The organism is Spiroplasma sp. DGKH1 (assembly GCF_040940205.1).
Taxonomy (GTDB): domain Bacteria; phylum Bacillota_I; class Bacilli_A; order Mycoplasmatales; family Mycoplasmataceae; genus Spiroplasma.
In genome coordinates, this window is record NZ_JASTWG010000005.1 from 95,483 (window position 1) to 121,802 (window position 26,320).

At 27.3% G+C, this 26,320-nt stretch carries 22 protein-coding genes; all 22 read left to right on the forward strand.

From position 1 onward, the window contains the following. Position 1: 1 nt before the first annotated feature. The 22 genes from QPK10_RS05015 (at position 2) to QPK10_RS05120 (ending at position 26,320) form a co-directional block, all read left to right on the forward strand. Positions 2 to 229, forward strand: coding sequence for a hypothetical protein (locus tag QPK10_RS05015; RefSeq protein WP_368486908.1), 228 nt, complete (start codon positions 2 to 4; stop codon positions 227 to 229). Continuing rightward, complete coding sequence (locus QPK10_RS05020) at positions 217 to 1,164, forward strand: hypothetical protein (RefSeq protein WP_368486909.1); 948 nt, start codon at positions 217 to 219, stop codon at positions 1,162 to 1,164. Before QPK10_RS05015 ends, QPK10_RS05020 begins: the two co-directional genes overlap by 13 nt. Further along, positions 1,164 to 1,697 carry a hypothetical protein gene (locus QPK10_RS05025; protein ID WP_368486910.1) on the forward strand — a complete coding sequence of 178 codons (534 nt, stop codon included), beginning with the start codon at positions 1,164 to 1,166 and terminating at the stop codon, positions 1,695 to 1,697. The genes QPK10_RS05020 and QPK10_RS05025 overlap by 1 nt, the downstream gene beginning before the upstream one ends. Before the next feature lie 244 nt (positions 1,698 to 1,941). Next, entirely contained in the window at positions 1,942 to 2,487 is a 546-nt protein-coding gene (locus QPK10_RS05030) for a hypothetical protein (RefSeq protein ID WP_368486911.1), read from the forward strand. A gap of 111 nt (positions 2,488 to 2,598) precedes the next feature. Then, a complete protein-coding gene (locus QPK10_RS05035) occupies positions 2,599 to 2,814 on the forward strand; it encodes an Mbov_0395 family pilin-like conjugal transfer protein (RefSeq protein ID WP_368486912.1) in 216 nt (71 codons plus the stop codon). Between the two features lie 5 nt (positions 2,815 to 2,819). Beyond that, complete coding sequence (locus QPK10_RS05040) at positions 2,820 to 4,382, forward strand: Mbov_0396 family ICE element transmembrane protein (protein WP_368486913.1); 1,563 nt, start codon at positions 2,820 to 2,822, stop codon at positions 4,380 to 4,382. An 85-nt stretch (positions 4,383 to 4,467) separates the two neighbouring features. After that, complete coding sequence (locus tag QPK10_RS05045; RefSeq protein WP_368486914.1) at positions 4,468 to 4,869, forward strand: hypothetical protein; 402 nt, start codon at positions 4,468 to 4,470, stop codon at positions 4,867 to 4,869. Positions 4,870 to 4,929: 60 nt separating this feature from the next. Next, positions 4,930 to 6,258 carry a DNA methyltransferase gene (locus QPK10_RS05050; protein ID WP_368486915.1) on the forward strand — a complete coding sequence of 443 codons (1,329 nt, stop codon included), beginning with the start codon at positions 4,930 to 4,932 and terminating at the stop codon, positions 6,256 to 6,258. Then, positions 6,248 to 8,716, forward strand: coding sequence for an ATP-binding protein (locus QPK10_RS05055; RefSeq protein ID WP_368486916.1), 2,469 nt, complete (start codon positions 6,248 to 6,250; stop codon positions 8,714 to 8,716). Before QPK10_RS05050 ends, QPK10_RS05055 begins: the two co-directional genes overlap by 11 nt. A 164-nt stretch (positions 8,717 to 8,880) precedes the next feature. Beyond that, positions 8,881 to 10,935: a VirD4-like conjugal transfer protein, CD1115 family gene (locus tag QPK10_RS05060; RefSeq protein WP_368486917.1), complete on the forward strand. Its 2,055-nt coding sequence runs from the start codon at positions 8,881 to 8,883 to the stop codon at positions 10,933 to 10,935. Positions 10,936 to 11,250: 315 nt separating this feature from the next. Further along, positions 11,251 to 11,958 carry a hypothetical protein gene (locus QPK10_RS05065; RefSeq protein WP_368486918.1) on the forward strand — a complete coding sequence of 236 codons (708 nt, stop codon included), beginning with the start codon at positions 11,251 to 11,253 and terminating at the stop codon, positions 11,956 to 11,958. A gap of 177 nt (positions 11,959 to 12,135) precedes the next feature. Beyond that, positions 12,136 to 12,300 (forward strand): hypothetical protein, encoded by a 165-nt coding sequence (locus tag QPK10_RS05070; protein WP_368486919.1) that lies wholly within the window; start codon positions 12,136 to 12,138, stop codon positions 12,298 to 12,300. After that, the gene (gene mobL, locus QPK10_RS05075; protein WP_368486920.1) at positions 12,300 to 13,703 is read left to right on the forward strand and encodes a relaxase MobL; all 1,404 of its coding nucleotides are present in this window, start codon (positions 12,300 to 12,302) and stop codon (positions 13,701 to 13,703) included. Before QPK10_RS05070 ends, mobL begins: the two co-directional genes overlap by 1 nt. Continuing rightward, positions 13,703 to 13,981 carry a hypothetical protein gene (locus tag QPK10_RS05080; RefSeq protein ID WP_368486921.1) on the forward strand — a complete coding sequence of 93 codons (279 nt, stop codon included), beginning with the start codon at positions 13,703 to 13,705 and terminating at the stop codon, positions 13,979 to 13,981. The genes mobL and QPK10_RS05080 overlap by 1 nt, the downstream gene beginning before the upstream one ends. Positions 13,982 to 13,992: 11 nt before the next feature. Beyond that, positions 13,993 to 14,382: a hypothetical protein gene (locus QPK10_RS05085; RefSeq protein ID WP_368486922.1), complete on the forward strand. Its 390-nt coding sequence runs from the start codon at positions 13,993 to 13,995 to the stop codon at positions 14,380 to 14,382. Next, the gene (locus QPK10_RS05090) at positions 14,382 to 17,309 is read left to right on the forward strand and encodes an Mbov_0399 family ICE element protein (protein WP_368486923.1); all 2,928 of its coding nucleotides are present in this window, start codon (positions 14,382 to 14,384) and stop codon (positions 17,307 to 17,309) included. Before QPK10_RS05085 ends, QPK10_RS05090 begins: the two co-directional genes overlap by 1 nt. Continuing rightward, positions 17,302 to 20,196, forward strand: coding sequence for an Mbov_0397 family ICE element conjugal transfer ATPase (locus tag QPK10_RS05095; RefSeq protein ID WP_368486924.1), 2,895 nt, complete (start codon positions 17,302 to 17,304; stop codon positions 20,194 to 20,196). The genes QPK10_RS05090 and QPK10_RS05095 overlap by 8 nt, the downstream gene beginning before the upstream one ends. After that, complete coding sequence (locus QPK10_RS05100) at positions 20,183 to 20,644, forward strand: hypothetical protein (protein ID WP_368486925.1); 462 nt, start codon at positions 20,183 to 20,185, stop codon at positions 20,642 to 20,644. The genes QPK10_RS05095 and QPK10_RS05100 overlap by 14 nt, the downstream gene beginning before the upstream one ends. Positions 20,645 to 20,681: 37 nt before the next feature. After that, complete coding sequence (locus tag QPK10_RS05105; protein ID WP_368486926.1) at positions 20,682 to 21,077, forward strand: hypothetical protein; 396 nt, start codon at positions 20,682 to 20,684, stop codon at positions 21,075 to 21,077. Between the two features lie 104 nt (positions 21,078 to 21,181). Beyond that, positions 21,182 to 22,696, forward strand: a complete 1,515-nt coding sequence (locus tag QPK10_RS05110) for an Mbov_0401 family ICE element transposase-like protein (RefSeq protein ID WP_368486927.1) — start codon at positions 21,182 to 21,184, stop codon at positions 22,694 to 22,696. A gap of 280 nt (positions 22,697 to 22,976) precedes the next feature. Then, positions 22,977 to 24,128, forward strand: a complete 1,152-nt coding sequence (locus QPK10_RS05115; RefSeq protein ID WP_368486928.1) for a hypothetical protein — start codon at positions 22,977 to 22,979, stop codon at positions 24,126 to 24,128. A 14-nt stretch (positions 24,129 to 24,142) separates the two neighbouring features. After that, the gene (locus QPK10_RS05120; protein ID WP_368486929.1) at positions 24,143 to 26,320 is read left to right on the forward strand and encodes a DUF4091 domain-containing protein; all 2,178 of its coding nucleotides are present in this window, start codon (positions 24,143 to 24,145) and stop codon (positions 26,318 to 26,320) included.

Consider the following 26,320-nt stretch of genomic DNA (forward strand, 5'->3'; position numbering starts at 1 on the left):
TATGGACCAACTAAACTTTTGAAATTCAAATGCTCAAAAAATCATTAATTGCATTAATTTATCTAAGCTGAAATCATCAAATCATAAAAAACGATTTTTAATTGATCAGATTAATAGTAAGCCAGAATTATTTTATTTAAAGCAATTACCTTTAGCAAAATTAAACACAATTCTATTAACAGTTTTTGCAATAGTAAAAAGAAAAGAGGCGGAAAAATGGAAGAAGTAAGTCAAGAACATTTAGCTTTTATGAAACAAATTGAATTAGAAAATAAACAAACTATTTTGGAATATCAAAATTATAGTGTTGATAATTTTTATAACCAAGGTGGATTCTATGATATTTCATTAGTTAAAAAAGCACGAGAAGAATTTATCCAGAAATGTATTGATATTAATAAATATACACATACAAATGCAACTTTTTTAAGAATAGCAACTGATTTAAATTTAACTCAAAAACAGCAAGTTACTTTATTGTCAGATATTCAATATCATTATGCAATTGATGAAGACAAAAGAGCTGCGTTAGCAAATCCAATGCTACTCTTAATGAATAATTTAAGCGATGAAATTATGAATAATATGACTTATACTGATCATGCAACATGTTTTTGTTCAGAAAACTTTTTGGATTTTAGATCACTAAATCAAAAAATAAGTGAAAATAGTTTAGAAAATAATCAAGTGCAATATTCTTCTAATGAAGATAAGAAACATTTTAAAAAAGAATGTAACTCAAATAAACTATTAGCAGGAAAAGAACCAAAACTAAATAAAAGTTCAGATGGTAGTGAGTGAATATGATTAAATAAAGTTTCTGTTCAAGCAACTTCAACCCAAGGAGCAGTATTGGTTGAAATACCAGGTTATCATGGATATGGAATTTGAGTTAATAATACTAATGTTCGATACCCCAATCCGGAAAAACATCCAAATAATCCAGCAGTAGGTTTAAAAATAGAAGACAATCAAGTTTACAAGTTAAATAAATTATGAAATTTTAAAGGTGATTTAGCAAAAAATCCACCAGTACAATTAAGCGGTAGTGATGTAAAACCATTATTAGCAAATAAGCAATTAACTCAGCAAAGAAATTATCATAAATGAGAGCATGCGATTCCCCATGATAATAAAGAATGAGAAAAAGGATATAGTAGATAATGAAAAGAATTTTATCAATCTTTACCTCGCTATCTTTATTAACAGTTTTACCAGCAAGTTTAGTTAGTTGTACTGGTTTTAATATTAGCGGTGGTTCAGACAATAAACCAATTCCACCAACACCACTAGTAAAAGATATTAAGTACTATCAAAATTTATTAAAAACTTCAGAAGGTGTAATTAATGATTTTACTGAAAATATGAAGGAATTAGCAAAATACAAAAATGATAAAGATTTATTCCCCACAATTGCTGATTATAATCGAACAATGGATGAATTAACTGCTGAAATGAATTCTTATCAAGCAATTTGTGAAGAATGTCAGTATCAAATTTTATATTTAACTTATAATGGTAATTTCACAGAACAGCAGAAATTAGATGCAATAAAGTATCTAACAAATGAGCTAAATTTCTTAACTAATGAGATTACAACTAAACAAAAATACTCAACTGATTATTCACCAACTGAATTAAATGACATACAAACTCAAATGAATTTAGTAACAACTGAATTAAATAAATATAAGTAACAAGAATAATATTTGCAAAAATTACATTTAAGAATAATTAATTAGAACAAATAAAAACCCACTGTAGAAACAGTGGGCGCAGATATGAATATCTACTTGGCATTGCAAATTGCCTTAACTTGCGATGGTTTGGTTACCTCGCTTCGGGGTTTGGTTACCCGCCGGATAATGAATTAATTTCATTAACCTATAACAATAATATTATCTCACAAATTCAAATGAAAGCAATGGAAAGGAAAATAAATTGAAGAATATTAATTTTAAAAAAATGGAAGTTTACATTTTACACCGTGATAATCAACAAGACCATGAGTATGGACGACCAGCTATTTTTCTTAGTTTCTATGGAGATGAATCATTAGTTTGAACTGGAACAACGCAAAAAAATGTGAAAGCTAAAGACTCACCAATAACTTTAAAAAGTGCAGGACGTGAAACCTACTATTATGATAACGGAATTCAAAAGGTAAAAACTAGTGCAATTATCGGGAAGTGGCGGAATTCTCATACAGGAAAAATTATTAAAGTTCCTAAACCTATTCAAAAAGAATTAATTTCAAAATTTAGTAATCTAACAATGGAACATGATCCATATTTAATAATAAATGATTTATCAAACGAAATTCAAAAATTAAATATTAAAGTTGATGAATTGCAGAAAGATAATCAAGAATTAAAACAAGATATTAAAGAATTAATAAATATTAATAAGCAACTTACAAACAAAGTTAATTGTTTAACTAGTGAATTAAAACAAAGAAAAGAAGATAAGCAAGAATTTTCAAGATAGGAGTGTGAAAATATGAATACTATAATAACATCTTTAAACTTTTTAGCAGATAGTGGAGGATTAGACCCATCAACTATTATTAATACTATTAAACCTTGAGTAAATATTGCTATGTCGATAATATTTGGCCTTTTAGGATTATTTTGCGCAGTAAAATGTGCAATTATTGGTTTTCACATTGCAAAGTCAGCAGATAATGCTGAACAACGTAGTGAGTATGTTAGATCATTAATATGACCAATTGTTGGATTATTAGCAGCAGTAATAATACCAACAGTGGTAACTGTTATTTTACAACAAGTACAAGCGGCACAGATAGGAGGATAATTAATATGCATTTATATTTAATGGGTTTTAACCCTTTCGATATTTATGGTTCTTTATTACAGCTAATATGAACTATTTTTATTCAAGGACCATTAGCTTTAATTAATGTTTTTACTTTAGTACTAAATTATATTACCGGCGGAATTATTACCGATATTTTATTTGGATCATCAAATACTTTTGATTTTGGTAATTTACCAAGTAGCTTTTGATGATTTGTTGTAGTAGCTGCATCTGTTTTTATTATTGTCTTTGGTGTCCAAATAATAGTTATTCAGTTTAAAGAACATACTGAAAATAAAACTAAATTAGTACAAGCTTTATATAGTGGATGTAAAGCTTTTGCATTTATGTTTTTAATCCCAGTCTTTTTCTTTATTGCTAATTTATGTATCTCTGGATTATCAAAAGCAGCAATTGCTGGGTTCTCCGGAAATGGTAATATCGCTCAATATTTATGACATTTAGGTGATCCAAGTTGAGATGGTACCGCTAATGGTGTACCCAGTGATTTTGGTGCACCAGATAATATAAAATCATATAATATGATGGCTGAAATTTTCGGAACATGATTTATGATTTTTGCTGTATTTATGATTGGTTTAATTTTAGTTCAAAAAGTAATTGAGTTATTCTTTTTGTTCATTATTTCACCAGCACCAATGATTTGTATGGTACTAGACGATGGCAAAAGAGCTTTTGTTTGAAAAGACATGGTTATTGCTAAATTCTTAGCTTCAACAGCTACTTTAATTGGTTTTAATATCTTTATGGCAGTTACTCAAGTATTATTAAAATCAGATATGGACAGTTTGTCATCAAATGGTTTTGGGAAACAACTATTTATTATTTTATTCTTATGTGGTGGTGGATTAGCAACATTAGGATTTTCTAATATTATTGCCTCATTAGTTGGCGAAGGAGTTGGAATTTCAGAAGGAATGGCATCAATGCGTTCAACATTTGCCGGCATGGGATTTGCTGCAACCGGAATGGGAATGGTTGGGAAAGCATTAGGATTTGCTAAAAACAAAAGTGGTGGTAAAGGAATATTTGGAAGAAATAATAATTCTGGAGGTGTAATAGCTTCAGCAACTCAATTTGCACAGCAAATGGCAGGAACTGATCGAGTTATGGATACAGGGCCAATCAAACCATCACCAAATTGAGCAAAAAGAGGAATTCCAGGATTGTTATTTGGTGCAGTTGGTGCAACAGTTGGTGCTAGTGCAGCAATGCATGCAGCACGAAAAGCGGGAGGTGTTAAAGGAATGTTTAAACAAGTAGGGAAAGGTATTGCTAGACCATTTAAATGATTTGGAAATGCTGTAAATCCAAGATTAATATCAGATGGAAAAAATCAATTTAATGATTCATTATCTGATCATAGTGAGATGTTATCAAAAAGAATTCAAAATATAGAAAGAAGAAAACAAAAATTTAATACTGTTTTGCCTGATCCAAATACTAATTTAAAACAAAAACAAAAATATTCAAAACAAATAACAAAAGTCGAACAAAGATTAAATAAATTACAAAATTTAAAAGAAAAAATTAAAAAAGAGTAGTTGATGCTACTTTTTTTGTGTAAAATTTAATTATAAATACTAACTTATCACTACTTTATAAACAATTTAGAAAGAGGATTTTAAAATGGGGATTGGAAGAGGAATTGCTTGAGCTCTAGGTTTAGTACCTGAAAGTGCTGAAAAAGCATCTAAAAGAATGTATAAAGAACAACAAAAACAGTCTAAAAAAAATAAATTAAGAGTAGAAAATATTCTTGGTAGTATTGAACTTTATGGATATTTAAAAACAGTAGAAGAATATACAACTTTACCAGAGAAGTTATGGCCAATGACAAAAGAAGAAGTTACTAAAATTTGATCTACGAATCTAAATATTAAAGATAAGGTAACAGGTAAAACATATTCTGAATATTTTTCTAGTGAAAATAATCAAAATTCAAATCAACTAAAACAAGAGTTATTAGATAAAGAAAAAGAAATTTTAGAATTAAAACTTAAATTAATGGAAGCAGAAAAAAATAGATAGCAAATTTGTGGTATATTATTAATTAAGTTCTAAATTAATTAAAAGAAAAAAGGAGGAAAAATGATTTTAGATAATACAAAAATTAATTTTCCCATAAAAACATTAAAAACTCTTTTCAAGATTAATTTTAATGAAATACAGGAAGATGACAATTGGAATCAAGATAATCAAGATGAATCTTTAATGCATAAAATCCATATATACCCTGCAAAGTTTCCTGCATTAATTGCAAATCAATCATTTGAGTATGCAAGAAAGAAAAAACAAAAATTAACAACTATTGGTGATATTTTTTGTGGATGTGGCACAGTAGCCTTAGAATCGCAAAAAAGAGATTATAATTTTATAGGATATGATATAAATCCTGTTGCTGCAATGATTTCAAGAGCAAAAGGTAATTATTATGATATTAAGAAAGTAGAAGAATACCAAAATAAAATATTAACTTTTTATAGTAAAACAATTGTTTCCTCTGATAATTATTACAAAGCTAATGAAAGATTAAAATATTGGTTTTTTGAAGAACAATATCTTGAGTTATTAAAAATAAAAGTTTCAATAGATAAAGTAATAAAATCTGGAAAATACTTAGATTTGTTTTATTGTATTTTTTCTAATTCTTTAAAGAAATGTTCTCGTTGGTTATCAAAGTCAATAAAACCACAGATTGACCCTAATAAAAAATGCGCAATTCCAATAGAAGAATATAAAATTAATTTTAAAAAAATTTTAAAATCAATTAATCAATTAGTAGAAAATCATAAATTTAATCCCGATGTGGTTACTGATATTAAATGCCAAAATATTTTAAATAATACAGAACATTTTGGTGAAATTGATATGATTATTACAAGTCCACCTTATGTTACATCTTATGAGTATGCTGATTTGCATCAACTTTCAAGTTTATGACTTGGTTATTCTAAAGATTATACAGAATTAAGAAAAGGTTCAATTGGAAGTTTATATAACACAAATTTTTATAGTATTAATTATAAAAGTTTGAACGTGACTGCAAAGAAAACAATTGAAGAATTAGAAAAAACTAAAATAGCTTCTGCCAAAATAAAATCAATTGCAAGATATTATGAAGAAATGAATATTATAGTTAATAAATGTAATGAGTTATTGAAACCTGATGGTAGGGTAGTATTTGTAATAGGAGATACAGACTATAAAAAAATCAAAATGGAAAATTCAAAATTTCTATGTGAAGCCTTATTAAAGAATGGATTTGAAATTGAAATGATATCAAGACGAAAAATATCAAATAAATATTTAACTCCTTACCGTGATGAGAATGGAAAATTTAGTAATAAAAAAGATGGTCGAGAAATTTATAGCAAAGAATTTATAATTATAGGAAGAAAAAAGACAAATGGAAATTAAAATAGGTAAAAAAATAGACGATGTACCAGTTAAAATAAATTATAAAATTATAGAACTTTTTTCTGCTGGACTATATTCAAGCGCAAATAAAGCATTTGAGGAATTAATTTGTAATTCATATGATGCGATTGCTAATAATGTAAGTGTATATATTCCAGATGGTGAATTTGATGGAAATTCTATAATGTGAATTTGTGATGATGGTAGCGGTATGAATCAACAAGAATTAAAGGATTTATGGCGTATAGGTTATTCTAATAAAAGAAATGATCTTCAATTAAATGAAAAGCGACTACAAATTGGTCAATTTGGAATAGGGAAATTATCTACATATATTTTAGCTAATAAATTAACATATATTACTAAAAATAATAATAAGTTCTTTTTAGCAACTATGGATTATTCCCTAATAAAAGACCAAGAAGAAATAGTTTATATTGATGAAAAGGAAGCATCTGAAGCAGAAGTAGAATCAGTAATATTACCATTAATTAAAAATAAAAATCTTTTAAACTTTAAACTATTTGGCAAAACATCAAAAACATCTTGGACATTTGCTATACTTTCTGATTTAAAGGAAAAAGCCAGTGAAATAAAGATTGGAAGATTATCTTGAATTTTAAGAAGTGCTTTACCATTAAGTCCGGTTTTTAATTTAAAATTAAATGGAACAAAAATACAGTCATCAAAATTAAATATTCCTATATTAAAGAAATGAATTATAGGGAAAGATGACAGTCAATTAATTAAAAAAAATGATACAATGTCATCTCATAAAGATAAAACCAATTATTATATAGATTTATCTAGCATTAAAAATATTAAAGGTGAGTTTATATTATATGAAGATTCTTTGCTTGAAAGTAAATCAGATAGATTGGGAAGAAGTAATGGTATATTTTTATTTGTTAGAGGTCGCCTAGTAAATCTTGATGATCCTTTGCTTGGGATGGATGCTATTTCTCATGGTGTTTTTAATAGACTTCAAGTTTTTGTTTATGCTGATGAGTTAGATCAATTTTTAACATCTACAAGAGAATCAATTAAAGATACTAAAGAATATGTTGAATTAAAAAAATATCTAAGTAAAAAAATAAATGAAATCAGAGAATTTTATTATAATTCTCAAGAAGAAAAAGATATTAAAAGTAGCTTACAATACAGAATAAAACAGACTTCTGAGGTTTATATAAAAAAACCTATAAACGAATTTTTAAATTTAGTTAAAGCGGGAAAAATTAATAGTGTAACAACCTTAAATTTGCCTCCTATTGAAAATATAGATAACTTGATTTCTGATTATGCTAGTGTTTCTAAAGATAAAGAAATTATTAAAGAGGAAAAATGAGAATCATTGAGTAATGCAGCTCCAATTGTTAATTTTGATTTTGTTTCTCATAGAATGATTGTCAATCTATCTCATCCTTTTGTTTCTAATTTTATGACAAATAATACTACAAAAACAATTGTAGAATATATGGCGACATCCGAATTTCTTACAGAAATCTTATTGCATGAAAAAAGAATTGATAATGATATAATAAAAAGTATTATGAAAACTCGAGATAACTTATTACGAAGTCTAGTTTTAGCAAATCCTAAAGGAGTTTTTACAGCTGTACATTTGCTAAATGAAGCAAAAGATGATGCAGATGGTTTAGAAAATGCAACTGCTGAAGCATTTAGAGCACTTGGATTTTCTGTGGAAAAAATAGGAGGTTCTAACAAGCCAGATGGTATTGCTGAAGCTTGCTCTGCAGAAGTAGGTTCTAGCAAAAATTATAAATTTACATATGATGCTAAAAGTACAAAAAAAGATGGGATACGGGCAGATACTGCGAATCAAAGTGGCATTAGAAGGCATAAAAATGACTATAAAGCTGATTATGCAATAATAATATCTAGAGGATATCAAGGACAAGAGAAAGATGATTCTGCAATATCTAAAGAAGCTAAGGAACAAAAAATAACCCTATTTAAAATAGATACATTAATTAAATTGCTTATTTATGCTCCAACTAAACAATTTAATTTTGATGATTTTAAAATATGCCTTGAAGAAGCGCATACTCCAAACGAAGTAGATATTTGAGTAAAAAATTTTATATGTAAAGAAACAAAAGTTCAGCCACCATATAAACAATTACTTAAAATCATTTATGATCTTCAACATGAAGATACTGAAACACCAACTCTTTCAGTAATAAGAAGAGAATTTAATAAAAATTATGATACATCTTATTCTAAAGAAGAAATTGATAATATGTTAATAAGTTTACACAATTTAGCACCTAGATTTATTGATTTAGATAATGATAAGTGTACTATTACACAGTCTGTGGAATTTATTTTATCATTTTTAAATGATTCAATAGAAGAAAATGTGCCTATTGAAAATAGGCAAATATATATTGATTTATTTTCTTCTGAAAATAAAAATATTGTAAAGAAAAAATAATACTTTGTATCATAATTTATATAGTGGAAATTAATGTTATACTTATATTGTAAAACTTTATAGTGAATATTGTTTTGAATGCTAGACATCTGACAAGTTTATGTGAAAGATTAAAAATCTTTTGTGTTTGCTTGTTGGGTGTCTTTTTTGTTTAAGGAGGACTTATGAAAAAATGATTTAAAAAAAGAAAACTAGCAATTACTTTTTTACTAATTTTATTACCTATTTGTATTTTTTTATTTCTAATACTTAGTGCTGTATTTTTTTCTTTTATCAATGAACATAAAATAACATATGAAACAGTAAAAAACCAACTATTGAATAATTCCGGAAATAAGTATTTATATATTGGATTATTATTTTCAATAGTATATATACTTTATTCATTATATTTACTGATTTTTAAACAAAAATCAAAAAAATATATATCGTCTTCTGAAGATAATACTTATGGTTCTGCGTCATGAGCTGATAAAAAAGAGATAAATAAAAAATATAAATTGGTTTCATTATTAGAACCTAATGACAATTATGGTATTGTAGCAAATTCATATGAAACCAAACTTAAAAATATGATGGTTAATATTCGGAATGAAACTCATACTATGGTAGTTGCGGGAACACGTAGTGGCAAAACACAAGGAGTAGTTATTCCTACTTTACAATTATTTGCTAGAAGTAATGTTAAACCTAGTGTTTTAGTAACTGATCCTAAAGGGGAATTATTTGAAACAAATTCAAAAGTTTTTCAAGAAAATGGTTATGAAGTAATTCGTTTAGATTTAAGAAATCCAGAACTATCTTTGTTTTGGAATCCTTTATCAATTGCTTTTAATAATTGAAAATTTGGTTGTGAATTAGAAGATAAATATAATAATAACCCAAAAGATACAAATGCGTCATTATATTATTCATATCAGCAAAAAGCTTTAGATTATTTATCTGATATTTGTCAAACTTTATTTTCGGTAACCGATCCTAAAGAACGATTTTGACAAGAGTCAGCAGCAGGTGTTGTTAAAGGATTGCTAATGGCAATTCTTTATGATATGAAATCAAATAAAACATTTGATGAAAACAAATTTAATTTGGCTTCGGTTATACCAATGATTAATAATAAAGATGAAATTATTGATTATCTAAAAAGTTTGGATGTAACACATCCTGCTCGAATTTCAGCTTCATCATTATTAGATGGGGCAAAAGAAACAACAGCATCAGTTTTACAAAGTTTAAAAACAGGATTAGAAAAATTTAGTGATCCAATTTTACGGACTCTAATTGCAAATAATAATATTAACTTAACTGAAATCATTAATAAACCTCATATCGTGTTTTTAATTGTTCCTGATGATCGAACAGATCGCCATGTTTTTGCAACATTATTTATATCTCAAATTTACAAGTTATTAATTGAAATGGCAGATAAATCAAATAAAATGTTAACCAGACCATTTTATTTTATTTTAGATGAATTTGCTAATATTCCTCAAATTCCGGACATGGGACCTAAAATATCAGTATCCGGAGGACGTAATATTTGATGACTTTTAATTATTCAAGATAAACCTCAATTGGTTTCTAAATATGGTGAGGATATGGCACAAAGTATTAATAATAACTGTAGTATGCATATTTTCTTACAAACAATGGATAATAAGACAGCTAGTTATTATTCTGATATGATTGGTGAACGAACTGTTGTTTCAAAATCTATTTCAACTTCAAGTAGCACGAAAGGGAAAAATGATTCAAGTTCAACATCGGTTCGTGAGGCAAAATTAATTACTCCTGGTGATTTACGTTCATTGCCACCTGGTGAAGGAATAGTTATTTACTCAAAAGAAAAACCTTTTAAAGCTAAATTTATTCCAATGTGAAAATCACAAAATTATATTAAAGGTTGTGTTGATACTTCAACTAGCATTCCTATTACAGATAATGAGTTTAAAGAAAGATATTATTATGATTTAGCAAGTAATAATATTAATTTCAATAATAAGTTAAATTCAATTATAAATAAGTATTCAAATGATGATAGTAATGATAAATTGGAAAGATTAAAATTAGAAAAACAAAGTATCCAAACTCAAATTTTAAATATTGAGCTTAAGGATTTTATTGAACAAACTGTTGATGATAAGAAAATAGTAGAAGAGTTAAATAAAAAATTAAATTTTATTAATCAACAATTGAAAGAAACAACACAAAAAGATTAGAATTATTAGACCAAATGAACTCGGCTTTCCGAGTTGCATAAAGTGTAGACAAATTTGTATACAAATAAAACGCTTTTAAATAAGCGTTTTTGTTTTGTATGATGCAAATTTGTTTACACTTTTAGTTGAAGTGCATACAGTTAAACACCATATTTTATATGGGGTTTTAACATAACTGTATGCACTTCTTATCCTGGTTGGAAAGTAAAAGAGCAAAAAAGAAAGTAAGAGCAGAAGAGTAAGCGAAACTATAAAATAAAAAATGTAATAATTATTAAAACTATTATAAAATATATTTATGAAAGGTTGTAAAAGATGGTTATTGATAGAAATAGTTTAGAACAATCAGAAGAATTTTTAGTTTTAACTAAGCGTAGTATTAAAGTAAACTTAGCAAGGAATTATGAATATACTGATTTTGATTTTCAAGAATTGCTATATAAAAATGGCTATTATATGACTTATTATGAATTAGCATATAGTGTATATGATGAACTCACAAGAATTTTAACCAATTTAATTGTTGATAACTCTATTCTTGATTTAGAAATTATTAAAAGACATATGAAAAATGCAACAAATTACCTATTACTTTTTTTAAAGAATGTCAAAATATTAACTTTTTTTAAAAATGATAAATTTGTTTTAACTAATAAACCTTTAAAAGAAACAAATGAAGATATATCTAAATTAATAAATTTATCTATTCTTGAAATAATTCAAGCATATAATATTTATTTGGATTATTTACTACAAAAAGGTAAAGAAGAATTAACAATAGAAAGTATAAAATTAACATCAGGAACATTATTTTTTACAAATAATTTTAATAAACTTAAATTGTTAGAAATATCTCTTTCAATGGAAAGCATAAAATATTTTAAGGATAAAGAAAATAAATATACTGAAGATTTAAAATGAAAAAAGCAATTTTATTGAACTACTGGAATTTCAATTATAATGGCATTTTTAACAATTATTGCAATAATTATTTCAGCTTTAGTTGGATCAAAAATAATTTAATTAAAATGATTATTTTGTTAATTATTAAATTTACTAAGATTAGTGTTATACTTATATTGTAAAACTTTATAGTGAATATTGTTTTGAATGCTAGACATCTGACAAGTTTATGTAAAAGATTAAAAATCTTTTGTGTTTACTTGTTGGGTGTCTTTTTTTGTTTAAGGAGGAAATTTAGTGTCAGCAATTCAAAATTTTAAATGTCCTGTGTCAGGAAAAACATTAATGCAATATAAAGGAAATATTGTATATAAGAAATGTCGTTATTGTTCAAAAAAACATAAAAGAAAAATATATCATGAATTATCAATAACTTATAAAGAATGTGGGGATATGAAGTAATGCAATTAATGTCAAATTTTTATAATATGGTTGCTATAAAAAAAATAACAGTTAAACCACCAAACACAGTTGCTCGATTAATTCGTTTTATGCCACCAGGGGTTGAAACTTATTATGATCAAAAAAATAATATCAAAGTATACCGTTCATATTATACTGATGGTGGAGCAACTGATTATGAAGATAAATTTTATTCAGTTGGTAATTCATTTCAACAAAAATTAGCTAGTGAATATTGTAAACATCGTAATACTAATAATGTTGAAGAATACATTAGAAACTATGGAACTGCTTTAGATTATCATGGCCGTCGTCCTGGTTCATCCGGTTTATTTAATGAAAATGGTAAATTTTCAGATGAAGATATTAAGAATTTTAAGGTAAATTTAAAGAAAACAGAATCCGGATTTGCTGATGGAATTATTTCATTATCAGAAGAATTTGCTAATAAACATAAATTTTTTACTGAAGAACAATGAATGAAAGTTACTCAACATGTATTGCCAACTTTATTTGATGATTTAGGATTTGATAAAAGTAATATTCAATGACATGCAGCTTTTCATAAGGATACTGATAATCCCCATATTCACTTTTTATTTTTTGAAAAAGAACCACGTTGGTGAAGTAGAAGCAAGCAAAAGTATGTTCATACTAATTGAATTTCAAAGAAAAGACTTGTTGCTGCTTTTGATCAGTTAAAGTTTAGAGTCACTAGTTTTATTGAAAATGAACCAAATTTATATGAAACTATTAATTCATATCGTGATGCTATTTTAGGTAAATTTAATAAGAAATCAAAAGAATATGATGATAGTTTAGTTTGACAAAATGTTAAAAAAATTTACGAAAATAATGAATACAATGAATTAAATTCAGCTTTAAATGAAGTAATTAGACAATTTCCAACCAAAGGGAAAACCGGTTATCAAACAAGCACAATGGATTATTTACGACCGAAGTTAGACCGAATTACTGATTTATTAATTGAAACTACTTCAATAAAAGAACCATATCAGAGATATCAAACTGAATTATCAACTTTACAGCAAAAGCTAATTGATCAATCAGTTAGCGATAAAGTTTCAACACAAGTAGCTTTAAACTTTGTTAATAATCGAACTGAAGAATTTTATAACCGTTGTGGTAACCAAATTATTAAGTTTATTAAAAATCTTAATTTCAAACAACGCCAAATGCGAGCCTGAGCATGAGCTGTTAATAAGCTAATCAGAGATGAATTATACCGAAGACCTCGATTTAATTTAAAATGAAATTCATTTACAAAATTAGTTTCATCAGTTAATTCAACATTTCATAATAGCAAAATGCAAGCGTTTAATATCTTTAGAAATATTCAAAATGAAGCAATTAATAATTTAGGTAAAGGAGGACACCGTTAATGCAAACATTTTTAAGTATTTTTTTCTTCTTATCTTTTTCAATATTAATGTTTTGTTTATACAAGTATTTTCGAAAGTTTGGAATTAGAACAAAACATAACGGGGAGAAACGTTCAATTAAAGAATTAAAAGAATTAAAGTTAAAAAATCCAAGCAAAAATGAATTTGATGAACTATTGTATGAAAAATTACAAAAACGATTTTTGCTAATATTAATAATTATATGTGCTAGTATCTTTGTTATTTGTTTAATAACTTACTCAGCAATTTATCTATAGGAGGGGAAAATATGGAATTGAATAAAAAATATAATTGAAAAAATTATGTGATTAAAGCAGACAGTTTAGTTAAAAGCAAAATCAGAATTGATAAATTTGGCAATAAAATTATCCCATTAAAAATTGCTAATTTAATAAAACCATATGCAACAATTGAAATAAATACAAAATATGTTTATGAACAAAAAAATAAAAATTATGTTGGAATTGGTATTAATCAAGACATTTCTTATTTAATGTGAGACAAAGAAGGAATACTAGCTAACAGAAAAATTCCAGGTAGTTTATTAGACCCTTATTTGCAAAATATGGTGAATGAAGCAAAGAAAATAAAACTACGTGAACAAAATATTTATCAACAAAATTATAATACATTATCACAAATTAATAATAAAAAATAATGAAAATCTTATTATCATTAATTGTCACAAGTAGTTTATTTTCCGCTCCATTGCTACCTTTAAGTATCAAACAATTAATTTCAATGTATAGTAGTTTACGGGGAACTCCATTTCATCCTGACATTAAAATTACTAATACTGATGAAAATAAAAACAGTCAATCAGGAAACTTAAACCATTCCGTAAAAGAAACTTATCCTGGATATACTTCAATCACATGAACAAATTATGCTAATTCTTGAGAACAATTTAAGCAATATTATAAAACTATAACTTTATATACAAATGGGTATGTTGATGGAAAATCAGCATCGAAAAATACTTTTGGTTATACTTATATTACAGTTGCCAATATTGAACAACGTTCAAGTTGACATAGTAATGATACTTTAAGAGCAAGTGGATCTTCATATTGTCTTGCTTATACAAGTCATAATTTTCAATGGGGAAGTTATGACCAGGCAGGGGTATATTATGATGCAATTGTTTCGGGATCATCAATTCAAATTCGGTTTTATTTGTGAACAAAAGCATACCAATATGGTTCTGGATCAATTTGAACAGAAGCCTATATCAAGTATACTGGTGGAATTATTTCATCTTCATGAAATTTAAATACCATTAAAAATAATTTAACTAATGCATTATCAAATACTATTAACTTAGTTAGCGATTATTCAGGTAGTTTAGAAGATAAAAGAAATATTACTGATCCAACCGGAAAAGGTAATGATGAAACGACAAAAATTAATAGTATTATTGCAAAAGTATTAGGAACTGAATATAGTGATTGACAACAATATATTCAACCATATGCTTTTAGTGATGCCAATCGAACTGCAACAGTAACTTTCAAATTTCTTGACCCAGTATCAAAACAGCAAGTAGTATGACCTTTTACAGCACCAGTTAACATTACATTATCAAAAAACTATTGAAGTAAATCATTACGTGAGAGACTACACATTATGCCTGGACAAATTGTTAACCCGCAAGATTCTACTAAAGGAATGGTTCCCGATACTGGGATTCAATTAGAACCTAGCAAAGTAACTGACAATTATGGTGGCAATATTCAATATCATACAACAGCCCATATTGAATTTGATGGTTTGAGTGATTCTTCAGAATGAATGACAGTTAATGGTAAACCGGTTCAAGTTTTAAATAATAAATTTATTTATGATATGACTGATGAACGTGTTGAACAAGGATCAAAAGCAACTAATGTTTATGACATTATTGTTTATCATGATGATGGAGTTTATAAATCACAATATGAAATTAAATATACAATTGATAATTTAGTTCCTACTTTAAAAGAAAAATGATATGCTTGAGACCCACAAAATAATCCCGACCAAAATGTTTTAATTCAACCAACGATTGATGGTAAAACAAATCCAAAATATGACAAAGAAGTCAACCCAGATACTGGAACTAAAACTCAAATTTTATGAGTTAAAAGAAAATCAGATTATCCTTTTCCCTTAGATCCTTTAAACAAAGATGGAGAAGTAATTGACCCTACTAAAAACCCAGAAGATTATGATTTAGGTTTTCTAGCAGAAGGATCAGTTGCTGGAATGGGAGTGCAACAGTTATTTGATTCATCACAAGTTGATAAAGTTTTGCGAGAAGGAGTTGACAATAATTTAAATGCTTTTCCAACATCTGATTCAAAGCAAAAATTAACAACTATTGTTTCTGATACTGATAATAAATATTGAAGTTGAGAAGGATTTTGACATTATGTTACCAAAACAGCAGATGGATTAGCTTATGAAAAATATGTTTTAATTGGTGCACAATATCAAGATAAATATCCTCGTTTTTTAGATGTCTTGAATAATGCAAATATTGCTGTTGATTTCTGAACAACAATTCATGGCGTTCATTTAAAAAATTATTTAGCAACTTATAAAAACCTTGATTCTAGTGATATTAGTAAATTGAGTTTTGAACAAGTGGCATCATATTGAAAAGAATATACCAGTGATGTTATTGCTCAACGAATTCCACCAGACCCCCAACCAGCGAATTACGTTGATATTACCGGAGTTTTATCAGAAGTTAAATTAAATGAAAGAGATGTTTTAAAAATTAGAGATACTGTAGATTCAGCAGTTAATTCTTATATAACGAAAAAATCTGCTCAAGCAAAATTAAACACAGATTATTTTATTTACACTCCTGATGGGAAAGACATCAATGTTGATGCAAGTGGCTTAGATAGTTTATTAAACAATCAAACTGATCCACAATACTTAAAATTAACAATTAAAGCGGCTACAACGTCAACTTTGCTAATTGGAACAGCAAGCGTTCAAGTTAGAAATTCAACTCATTATGATCCAACAAAAGCTGATGATTTATCAAAAATTAAGTTTGATAATTATTCATATAATTTTCAAGATTTTGATATTGTTAAAATTCGTAATTGAATTCTTAATAATGTTCAGAATTATTTAACAAAATATAACTATCTTGATATCACATTAAATGTTGACTATGGAATTTCTGGTAATGGAATTCCTGAGCAAGACCCAGTAACACATCACAACACTCCTGGTGATTTATCAGATTCTTTGTTACAAAAGTTCTTGGATACAACCCAAGGAAAAACTAATTTATTAATTACAGTATATGCCGATGATGCGTCTGATTTAGCAGTTGGTAGTTCTGAATTTTCATTAATAAATGATCCTGGTGCTGACCCAGCACCACCAGACCCACCAATTCCACCAATCCCAACACCTAAACCAACTCCCAAAGCTAATCAGAAATATTTGGCATGGTTATTACCATTAACAATTGGAACAGCAGGTGCAGGAATTGGAATTTACTTTTATATTCATAATAAAAGAAAAAGAGGAATTGGTGGTAAAAAACGAACAAAAATAAAAAAGGAGAATAATCATGAATAACTTAATCCCTAAAAATATTAGAAAATCAAAATTAGAATTTTGACGCGGAATTGGATTAGTCGAAATTTTAATTGTTCTACTGTGAGTTGGTTTGACAACTCTTTTTATCATTGGGCTACCAATGTCAACAATTATGAAAATAGGGTTTTCAATTTTATTTGCGCTCATTTCCATCCCATTAATAATTACAATAATGCCTGGTGTAAAAGGATGATATGCTTTAGTACTGATTTTTAAGTATAAATCTCAGAATAAAAAATATAGTCAGTTTAATTCAAAAAGTAATACTGGTTTTTTGGTTCCTTATGATTGTGTTGAAAATGACTTTATTAAAACTCAAAAAATTAATGGTAAGAGTCATTACATTGGTGGAATTCAAATCATCGGTTATAATATTTCGTTATTAAATCCAGAAACACAAATGTTAAAAATTAGTGATTTACACGATTTTTTTAAGAATACTGATTTTGAAATTTCATTGTTAAAATTAGATTTACCGATGAATTTTAATGATTCAATTAGTTTTTATGTTGCCAAAGAAAAAGAATTAAAAAAATTATATCAATTAGGGAATTTAACGAAGCAAGAATATGAAGCTCGTAAGTTTGGCTTATATTCTTATATTAATGAGATGTATGGTAACACAATTAATCTAGAAGGAAATTTTAAAATCAATCGTTCTTTCTTTTTGTTTGTTTATGCAAAAACAATTGACGAATTGAATTTACGAATTGAACAAACAACTGAACGACTTTATAAAGGTGGATTTCGCCCTAATAAATTAGATGGTTATGATTTAGTAAAAACAATTAAATTAATATTCAATCCTTATGATAAGCCAATTACAAAAGAAGAATATGAAAGTGGTAAAAATAATTTAGAAGATATTTTAGCATTTAAAGAGTTTAGAATTAATCATAATCATTTTAAAGCGGATGAATTGTTTTATGCAATTCATGGTGTTTATGATTATCCGATTTTTCCTAAGAATGGGTGAGGTGCTGATTTAGCAACTGCTGAACAGACAATGATTTGAAACATTAATCCAATTGATACTCAGAGTTTTAAAAAAGCATTAAATAAAGCAATTAACAATACAAGAACTAAACAATTTATGACCAAGTCAAATGTGGATAAAAGTGAAAACAATTATCAGTTAGAAGCATATGAAAATTTAGTTGAATCGATTAATGGTGCGCATGAAAGAGTTAATAATGTTGATATTTTATTTTTAAATTATGGTTTAAATTTGAAAACATTACGTCAAGCAGAAAACAGATTAAAAATATTATTGAAAGATTTAAATATTAAAGTTGATAAATTAACTTATCGACAATTAGAAGCATATTCTGCTCTTCTACCACAACTAACAGATCCTTTAATGTCAAAAATCGGTCGAGAAATGCCTTCCGAATCATTAGCCAATTCATTTCCATTATTAAATGGCGGTGTTTATGATGAAAAAGGATTATATTTGGGAGTTAATACAACAGGAGATACAATTCTTTTTGATCAATTTAAATTAGATGATAAACGAAAAAATCATAACAAAATTATTATTGGAACTTCTGGTAGCGGTAAATCATATACTACTAAAAAAGAAATTAGTTACCATTTAAATTTAGGAAGAACTGTTATCGCAATTGACCCAGAGCGTGAATATAAAAATATTTGTCAATTTTATAATGGACAATGAGTAGATACAGGTGATGCGACAGTAGGAAGAATTAATCCCCTACAAGTGTTGGACAATAATTTTAGAGAAAACAATGATAATTTAAAAATTGAATTAAAAGAAGAAAAAGCAATGGAAGAATTTAATGAAGCACCAGTTTCAAATCACTTAAGATTATTAGATCAGTGATTTAAAACATTGTATAAAGAAATGACTGAACGTGAACGTCGAATTCTAATAAATCAAATTCAAATGACATATAAAACTTTTAGAATTAATAATCAGACAAATATTTCCGAATTAGCTAATGAACAATTCCCAACATTTAATGATGTGTACAAAACTATCAACAATAGTTTAGCTATAAATTCCAATGATGCAATTTTAAATACTTTAAAAGAAATTATTTACTATGATTTTATGAATGATGGTCAATACAAGCAATTATGAAATGGTCATACTACTTTGAATTTAAAATCTAATTTTGTTGTTTATGATGTTTGAACTTTATTTGATCAAGATATTCCAAAAATTACAGCGGCACAGTTACATTTAGTATTAGCTTTTGTTAAAGCTGAAGTAAAACGAAATCGCTTTAAAAATAATAATGAAATTATTATTGTTATTGATGAAGCCCATTTAGCAATTGATAAAGATAATCCAGTAGCTTTAAATTTTATGTACCAAATGGTAAAACGGATTCGAAAATACAAGGGAGCAATTATTATAACTACACAAAATTGAAATGATTTTATTGGTACTGAAGAAATTAAAAAGAAAACAACGGCCATGATTAATAATACTCAATATTCAATGATTATGAATTTAGCACCCAGTGATTTAAAAGATGTTTGTGAAGTATATAGAGCATATGGTGGATTATCACCACAAGAACAAGATTATATTGCAAGAGCACAAAAAGGTGAAATGATTTTATTAATTTCTGGTTTTGATCGTCATTGTTTAAGAATAGAAGTTAGTAAAGCAGAAGAATTAAGTTTTGAGAATTTACCTTTTAAAATGCCGAAACTTTCTTGGACTAGTAGTAAACAGCAAAAGAAAGTTATGAAAAAAGATATTCCTGAAACTAATACAAATAATAAAATTACCGGATTAGAACATATGGAGTATAAAGATGAATGACAATTTGAAATTGATAAATCAAAACAACCACATAGTTTGAAAGGAGATGTTACAAATGGGAAGAAATAAAAAGACAGATAATTTAATTATTATTCAAGCACGATTATATAAAAAAGAAGATATTGAGATTTATCAGCAATTATTGGCAAGTAATAAATTAAATAAAACAAAAAACGATATTATTTTAGAAGCTTTTATGAATGGTGCAAAGCAAATGTTATTAGAAAATAATGGAAAATGAGTAATGGAATTATTAGAAAAATCATTTATGAAACAGTTACGACAGGAATTTAGAAATCAATATGAATATGTTGAGCGATTATTAACCCCTTTATATATTAATGAAAACATTTTACAAGAATTAGTGATTTTTATTTTAAATCAGGTTGGTGAATTATCTTCTAATGTCTCTGATTATCGTAACCCAACTGATTATATGTTAAACCCACCACCATGAGTAAAACAATTAGTTCAGAGAATCGAAGATAAATTCATTAAAAACAATATCACTAAATAAAGATAGTTGCTATAATTTAAATTAAGGAGTAATTATTATGAATGAATTAGAATACAATAACTTTTTTTATGACCCAGTAACTTATTATAAAAATGATAAAGAAGTTAAATCAGGTGAACATTACTTGTCAGATTTCAAGTTAACATCTGATCAAGATGTTTTATGTCAACTATTATCTGAATTAAATGCAGCAATTATCCCATTTACTATTTATGAAGGTAACGGAATTATTACAAGTATTGAATTTAAGATAGTAGATAATAGTAAACATTATGTTACATTTTACTTTAATGATGAAGGCAAATTAAAATCTAATATTGAAAAAGAACTTCGGCTAGGAGAAGTAAAGCTAACTAAAAAATGAAAAGATTCTTATGCTAGTAAAGGATTCACATTAATGACAAGAAGTGAAGTATTACATATCTATGAATAGGACTGGATTGTGAAATCCAGTTTTTCTTTTGTCATGGTATAATGTATACAAATAAACGTATCAATTATTAAAAATTAATTTAAGACAAGATGGGGTAAAACTAAATGGGTGATATTAATTTTAATGATTTTTTACTGTCAGAAAATAGCAGCTTTAGTATGGTAACTAAACAAATAAATGATTTAGCTAAAATTAAAGATGATTTTAGTGAACGAATGTGTAATGAAATTAAACGTTACTATGAAGAATGAGATCAAAAGTTGCGAGATAAATATTCGGGTGGGTATAACGGGTATAAACTTTATGGTAAAAGAGAAATAACAACAATTACAGAATGAGGACATGTTACTTATCAACGAACACTTTTTAAATATTATGATCCAAATAAATTAAACAAAAATGGTAAATATGGTGGTAACCGATTTGTCTTTTTGTTAGATGCCGAAATGGGACGAAAGCCATATCAGCGAATTCATTTTGACTTGTATATTAAAGTTCTTAAGGAATTAGATTCTGGGAAACGATATCAAGATATCATTGATAAATATAAAGATTCAAAAATTACTCCAATGACTGTTTCTAATATTTTTAGAAGTATTGATTTGGCAGAAATTAATGAAAACTTTAAACATACTGCCCTTCATAATAAAATAAAAGCCGATAGCAAATACATTTATTTGGGGTTAGATGATACTTTTACTAAAATCTTTAAAAGACATAAAAAGATTGATAAAAATATGGTTCGATTAGCCTATTTGCATACCGGAATTGATTGACAAAAATCTACTAAGAAACGACATTTTTTACAAAATAAGCGATTGTTAACGGTTATGTCAAAAAATGTAAATCTTAAGATGAAAGAATATCGGCAATTGTTAAAAGAATTCATTAATAATAATTATGATTTAACAGAAAAGTCGTTAATAGTAATGGGTGATGGTGCTGAATGAATTAAAAAAATAGCAGAATATTTTAAATCAGACTATATTTTAGATGAGTTTCATTTAATGGCTAAAGTTCACCGTTGTTTTAATTTTCGTCGATTAAGTAAAGATTCAAAGAAAATGCTAACAATAGAAGAAACACAGAAAAAAGCAATCTATCAAGATTTATATGCTTTTGTTCGAAAAGGGGAAGTTGATCATATCTTAGATTACTTAAAACCATTTTTAACAAAAGAAATGCAAGAAGTGTACCCATTTTTAAAGGATAAAAAAGACAAGGTTAAAGAATTAATTAAATATATTACTACAAATGCGAATGGCATTAGAAATTATCAGAATGAGTATTATATTGGTTGCCAAACAGAATCACAAATTTCACATAATGTTAAGGCATTAAAATCTTATGGAGCAAAAGCATATAGTGAAATTGTTTTTCGTAATATGTTATCGATGCGAATGGCTAAAGTTAATCAATGAAATCCAATTCAACTCATTATTAATGAACATATTGAAGAAGTAAAAGAGGCAACTGAGTATTATCGTCAAAATATGTGATTTCATCCAACAAATGAGAATTATGATTATGAACCAAAACAAGGCTCAGTTCCAATCTTAAAATCAAAAGAAAGAGGAATCACAAAATTAATTAGAAAAGTCCTTAGTTCAAAAAACTAATTAGTTAACAATTTGGAGCAAATTTTAATAATTTGCATTTTTGTTGTTGCAGAATATAAATATTCATGGTTTAATTAGAATAACTTAAAAAGATACAGTCTTGTTAATGCTTTTATACTAAAAAGCATTAAATTTATGTCTCTTAAACAAACACTTACTTTATTCCAACTTTACCAGCAATCACAATTAGTATTGATTGCATTTTTTTATTTTTTTTGTTATCATAAAGTTCATATCAAATAAATTAAAACATTAACGTTGTGGGGAGTGTTTAATAACTGTGAAAAAATTAATGGCCGTCTTTTTATTATTTTTTCCTGCCAGTGTAACTGTTACCAATGCCGTAATTGCTGTCAGTTGAAAAGATACCAATGATATTAAATATTTAATTACGAAAGAAACTTTAACTCGTAATTATTTGTGGTCGTTAACTAGTTTACGGGGTTATGATGATGGCTTAATGCCTTCGATTAAAACCAATGTGTTATTAGCACTTGGTCAGAATGCTCCTTGAATTGATATCAATACCTTAGATATTCAAGTTTATTATGGTAATATTAATGACAATAATTTTTATCAAGCAACACCAATTGATTTTTCCGATTTTAAAAATGATGGCTTAATTTTATATTTTACTGTGGGAATTTTTACAAAAGTGGGGGAAAAGTACCAGGGTCATCAATTTATTAATTTTGATTTTCGCCCAACCTGGACTTTTCCCGCCGAAGATAAAGTTAGCTTAAATAATAATGGTACTCCCATTAATAGTATTGATAGTTTAGTTAAAGCTTGAAATAATCTTTTGCAAAACCAAATTATTATTAATAATTTTAATCAGCAATTTCAAACAATGGGAGTTGATATTTCGCTAGGGATGGGGTTACAACCTGGCCAAATGTTAATTAGTGATGATACAAAAAACTATTTAAAATTAAGTGGTGAAGAAATTAACGAAGATAATGATCATATTACAATAACTAATAATTTATTTAGTTATCTTCCGGATAAACTTCGGGCTGCTTTGTTTAAACTTCCAGCTAATAGTTTTCTCTTACCTGTTGGTCAAGAAATTAATGTTAAAAGTAAGGATATTAAAGATAATGGTTATGATTATAGTTATTTAGATTATGAGGTTACCTTAGACTTAACTTTAGAAGACTTATTAGTACCAATGCGCAATTACTTAGTCACAATTATTAATAATATTTATCATAAGGAAATTGATCCTAATTCTTTTAGTGTCCAGTTTAAAAAGAATAGTTATGCCGACTCAACATTATTGAATTTATCAACTCCAATTAGAGATTTATCAACTTTCACTAGTCCCGAAGGGGATAAAAAACATTGGGTATGAATTGAAATGTTTAATGCAACTGATACTTTATTAAATATTTCATCAACCCCTGGGTTTCATTTAGCATTTAAGATTTAAAGGAGGGTGCAAAGATGACATTATCATTACGTAATTTAACAACAACTTTTTTACTAACCACGTTGGTTGGTTCCTTAACTACTTTAACAGTTGCTTGTGCACGACCATTTACAAATGCAAGTGGTGGTAATCATAGTTATGAGAACCAATATAATTTTCAGTATGGTTGTGAAGATCGCGGACCAGGACAGGATGATAATGTTTATTTTCATACTTTCTTTGGAGATGCCAAATTCACTTATTCTGTTTATTTAGCTGAATCACAACCGGAATTTTATGGAATTCGTGATAATTTATTTAATTGTCAAAATGATAATCCCACTTTAACAACCTGAAAAAATGAATACACTAATTTGCAGTTAATCATTTTAAATAAACTTAGTTTGGATAAATTTAATGATTTATCAGTCCGAGTAATTGGCAATGATGATCCTAATATTGAAGCACAAGCAAATTTTTTAACATTTATTAAAGCACATAATAATGCTGCTGGTCGTGACAAAGATATTTACCAAGGAACCCAATATATGCCAGATGCCATTGGTCCAAGTAAGTTGTCTACTTTAAGTTTTGATGTGCAACCAATTTGAATTAGTATCTATACCAAGAATAATGCTCGTAGTGGCTTACATAATTTAAAATTAGAATTAAAATTTAATGTTAACGGGCAAAATATTACTTTAACCCGTCCATTCCAATTAAATGTTAAAAATTATCAGTTAGTAATGGATGATTCCCAACAAGAACCTAGTGAACGATTTGGCTTTAGTGCAACTTCATATCCCTCAAATGCAATGAATTATGTTGAAAAAGCAACTAACAATAATTTAATTACAAATAATGCAAGTCCAACAGCTGAGCAAATTGGACCTCGTCCAACGAATATCCCTTATTATTTAACTGATACTTATCAGCCATATTTAATTGAGCATTTAAAAACCTTAAAAAGAACAAATAACTTTTATTTATATGGAACTGGTTTTAGTCATCAGTTAATACAATGAACAGGAAAATTATCAAAAAGTGGATGAAGTGACCAGCAATATGAAGATTACATTAAAAATAATAACTTTAGTGATGTTATTAAAGACAAGGACTGGACATGAACATTTGATTTCACAGGATTAGATGCCTATTTAAAATTAGCTGCGAAACTAGGATATCGCCAATTTCTTTTTACAACAATGGACACTGGAAATTTTAGTTTTTGGTATTTAAAAGGAGCTAGTGCGACGCAAGGTCCCCAACGTGATTTTAAAGTTTCACTAGTTAATGCGGGTAATGGAATGCCTGGGAGTGATTTTAATAACTATTTGGAATTTTTGCATAGTAAACTAATTAAAGCCTTATCTGAATATTGACACCAAGTTTACCAAAAACCAGAATACAAAACTCCGGATGGTAAAACAATAACGCTTTATGATTCATTTGATGAATTAGCGGATAAAACAAATGAACTAACAATGAAAAATATTAATGATAATGATCAGTATCATTTAATTAAGTCAAATGTTTTTGCGGGATGAAGATTTAAATATGATCCGTTTAACGAAAAAGAAATCCAGGAGATCTTTTTGAACAAGTATAACCAAATGATTTTACAACAACGAGAAATTGTTCAAAAATTTAATAACTTAAATATTTATAAGTTGCGAAGTAATATTTTACGTCGTAAATTGCTTGGAAATTCAACGATGATTTACAGTTCCTGAAATAATTTCCCAGCCTCATATTTACAGTCTGATAATAGTGAACAAGTCTGAGGACCATTACTGGCTTATAAAGTAGGAGCCAATGGCTATGTTCGCTGGGCGTATGATTTTTATCGTGATGATTATTATAAATTAGGAGAAGTGAGTTCGGAGTTTGAGGCCGGTGATAATTTCTTAGTTTATCCCGGGGATATTAAAGGACCCCGTTTAAGTGTCCGCTTTTTAAATTATTTAGCGGGAGTTCAGGAAGTGCATAAGATGATGCAGTTAATTGAACTTTATCCTAACAAGCGCTATGACATTAACCGGGCATTAAATGGTATTGGTTTTGCTGGAACCACAACCCGGGATAATAAATATAAATGATATCCCCAAGATTTTACAATTGATGATGTTAAGTTTTTACAGCCAGGTTTAAACTACCAAAAAACAGTGGGGGAACAAGTTTATGAGTTATTTATGTATATTGATACTTTTTAA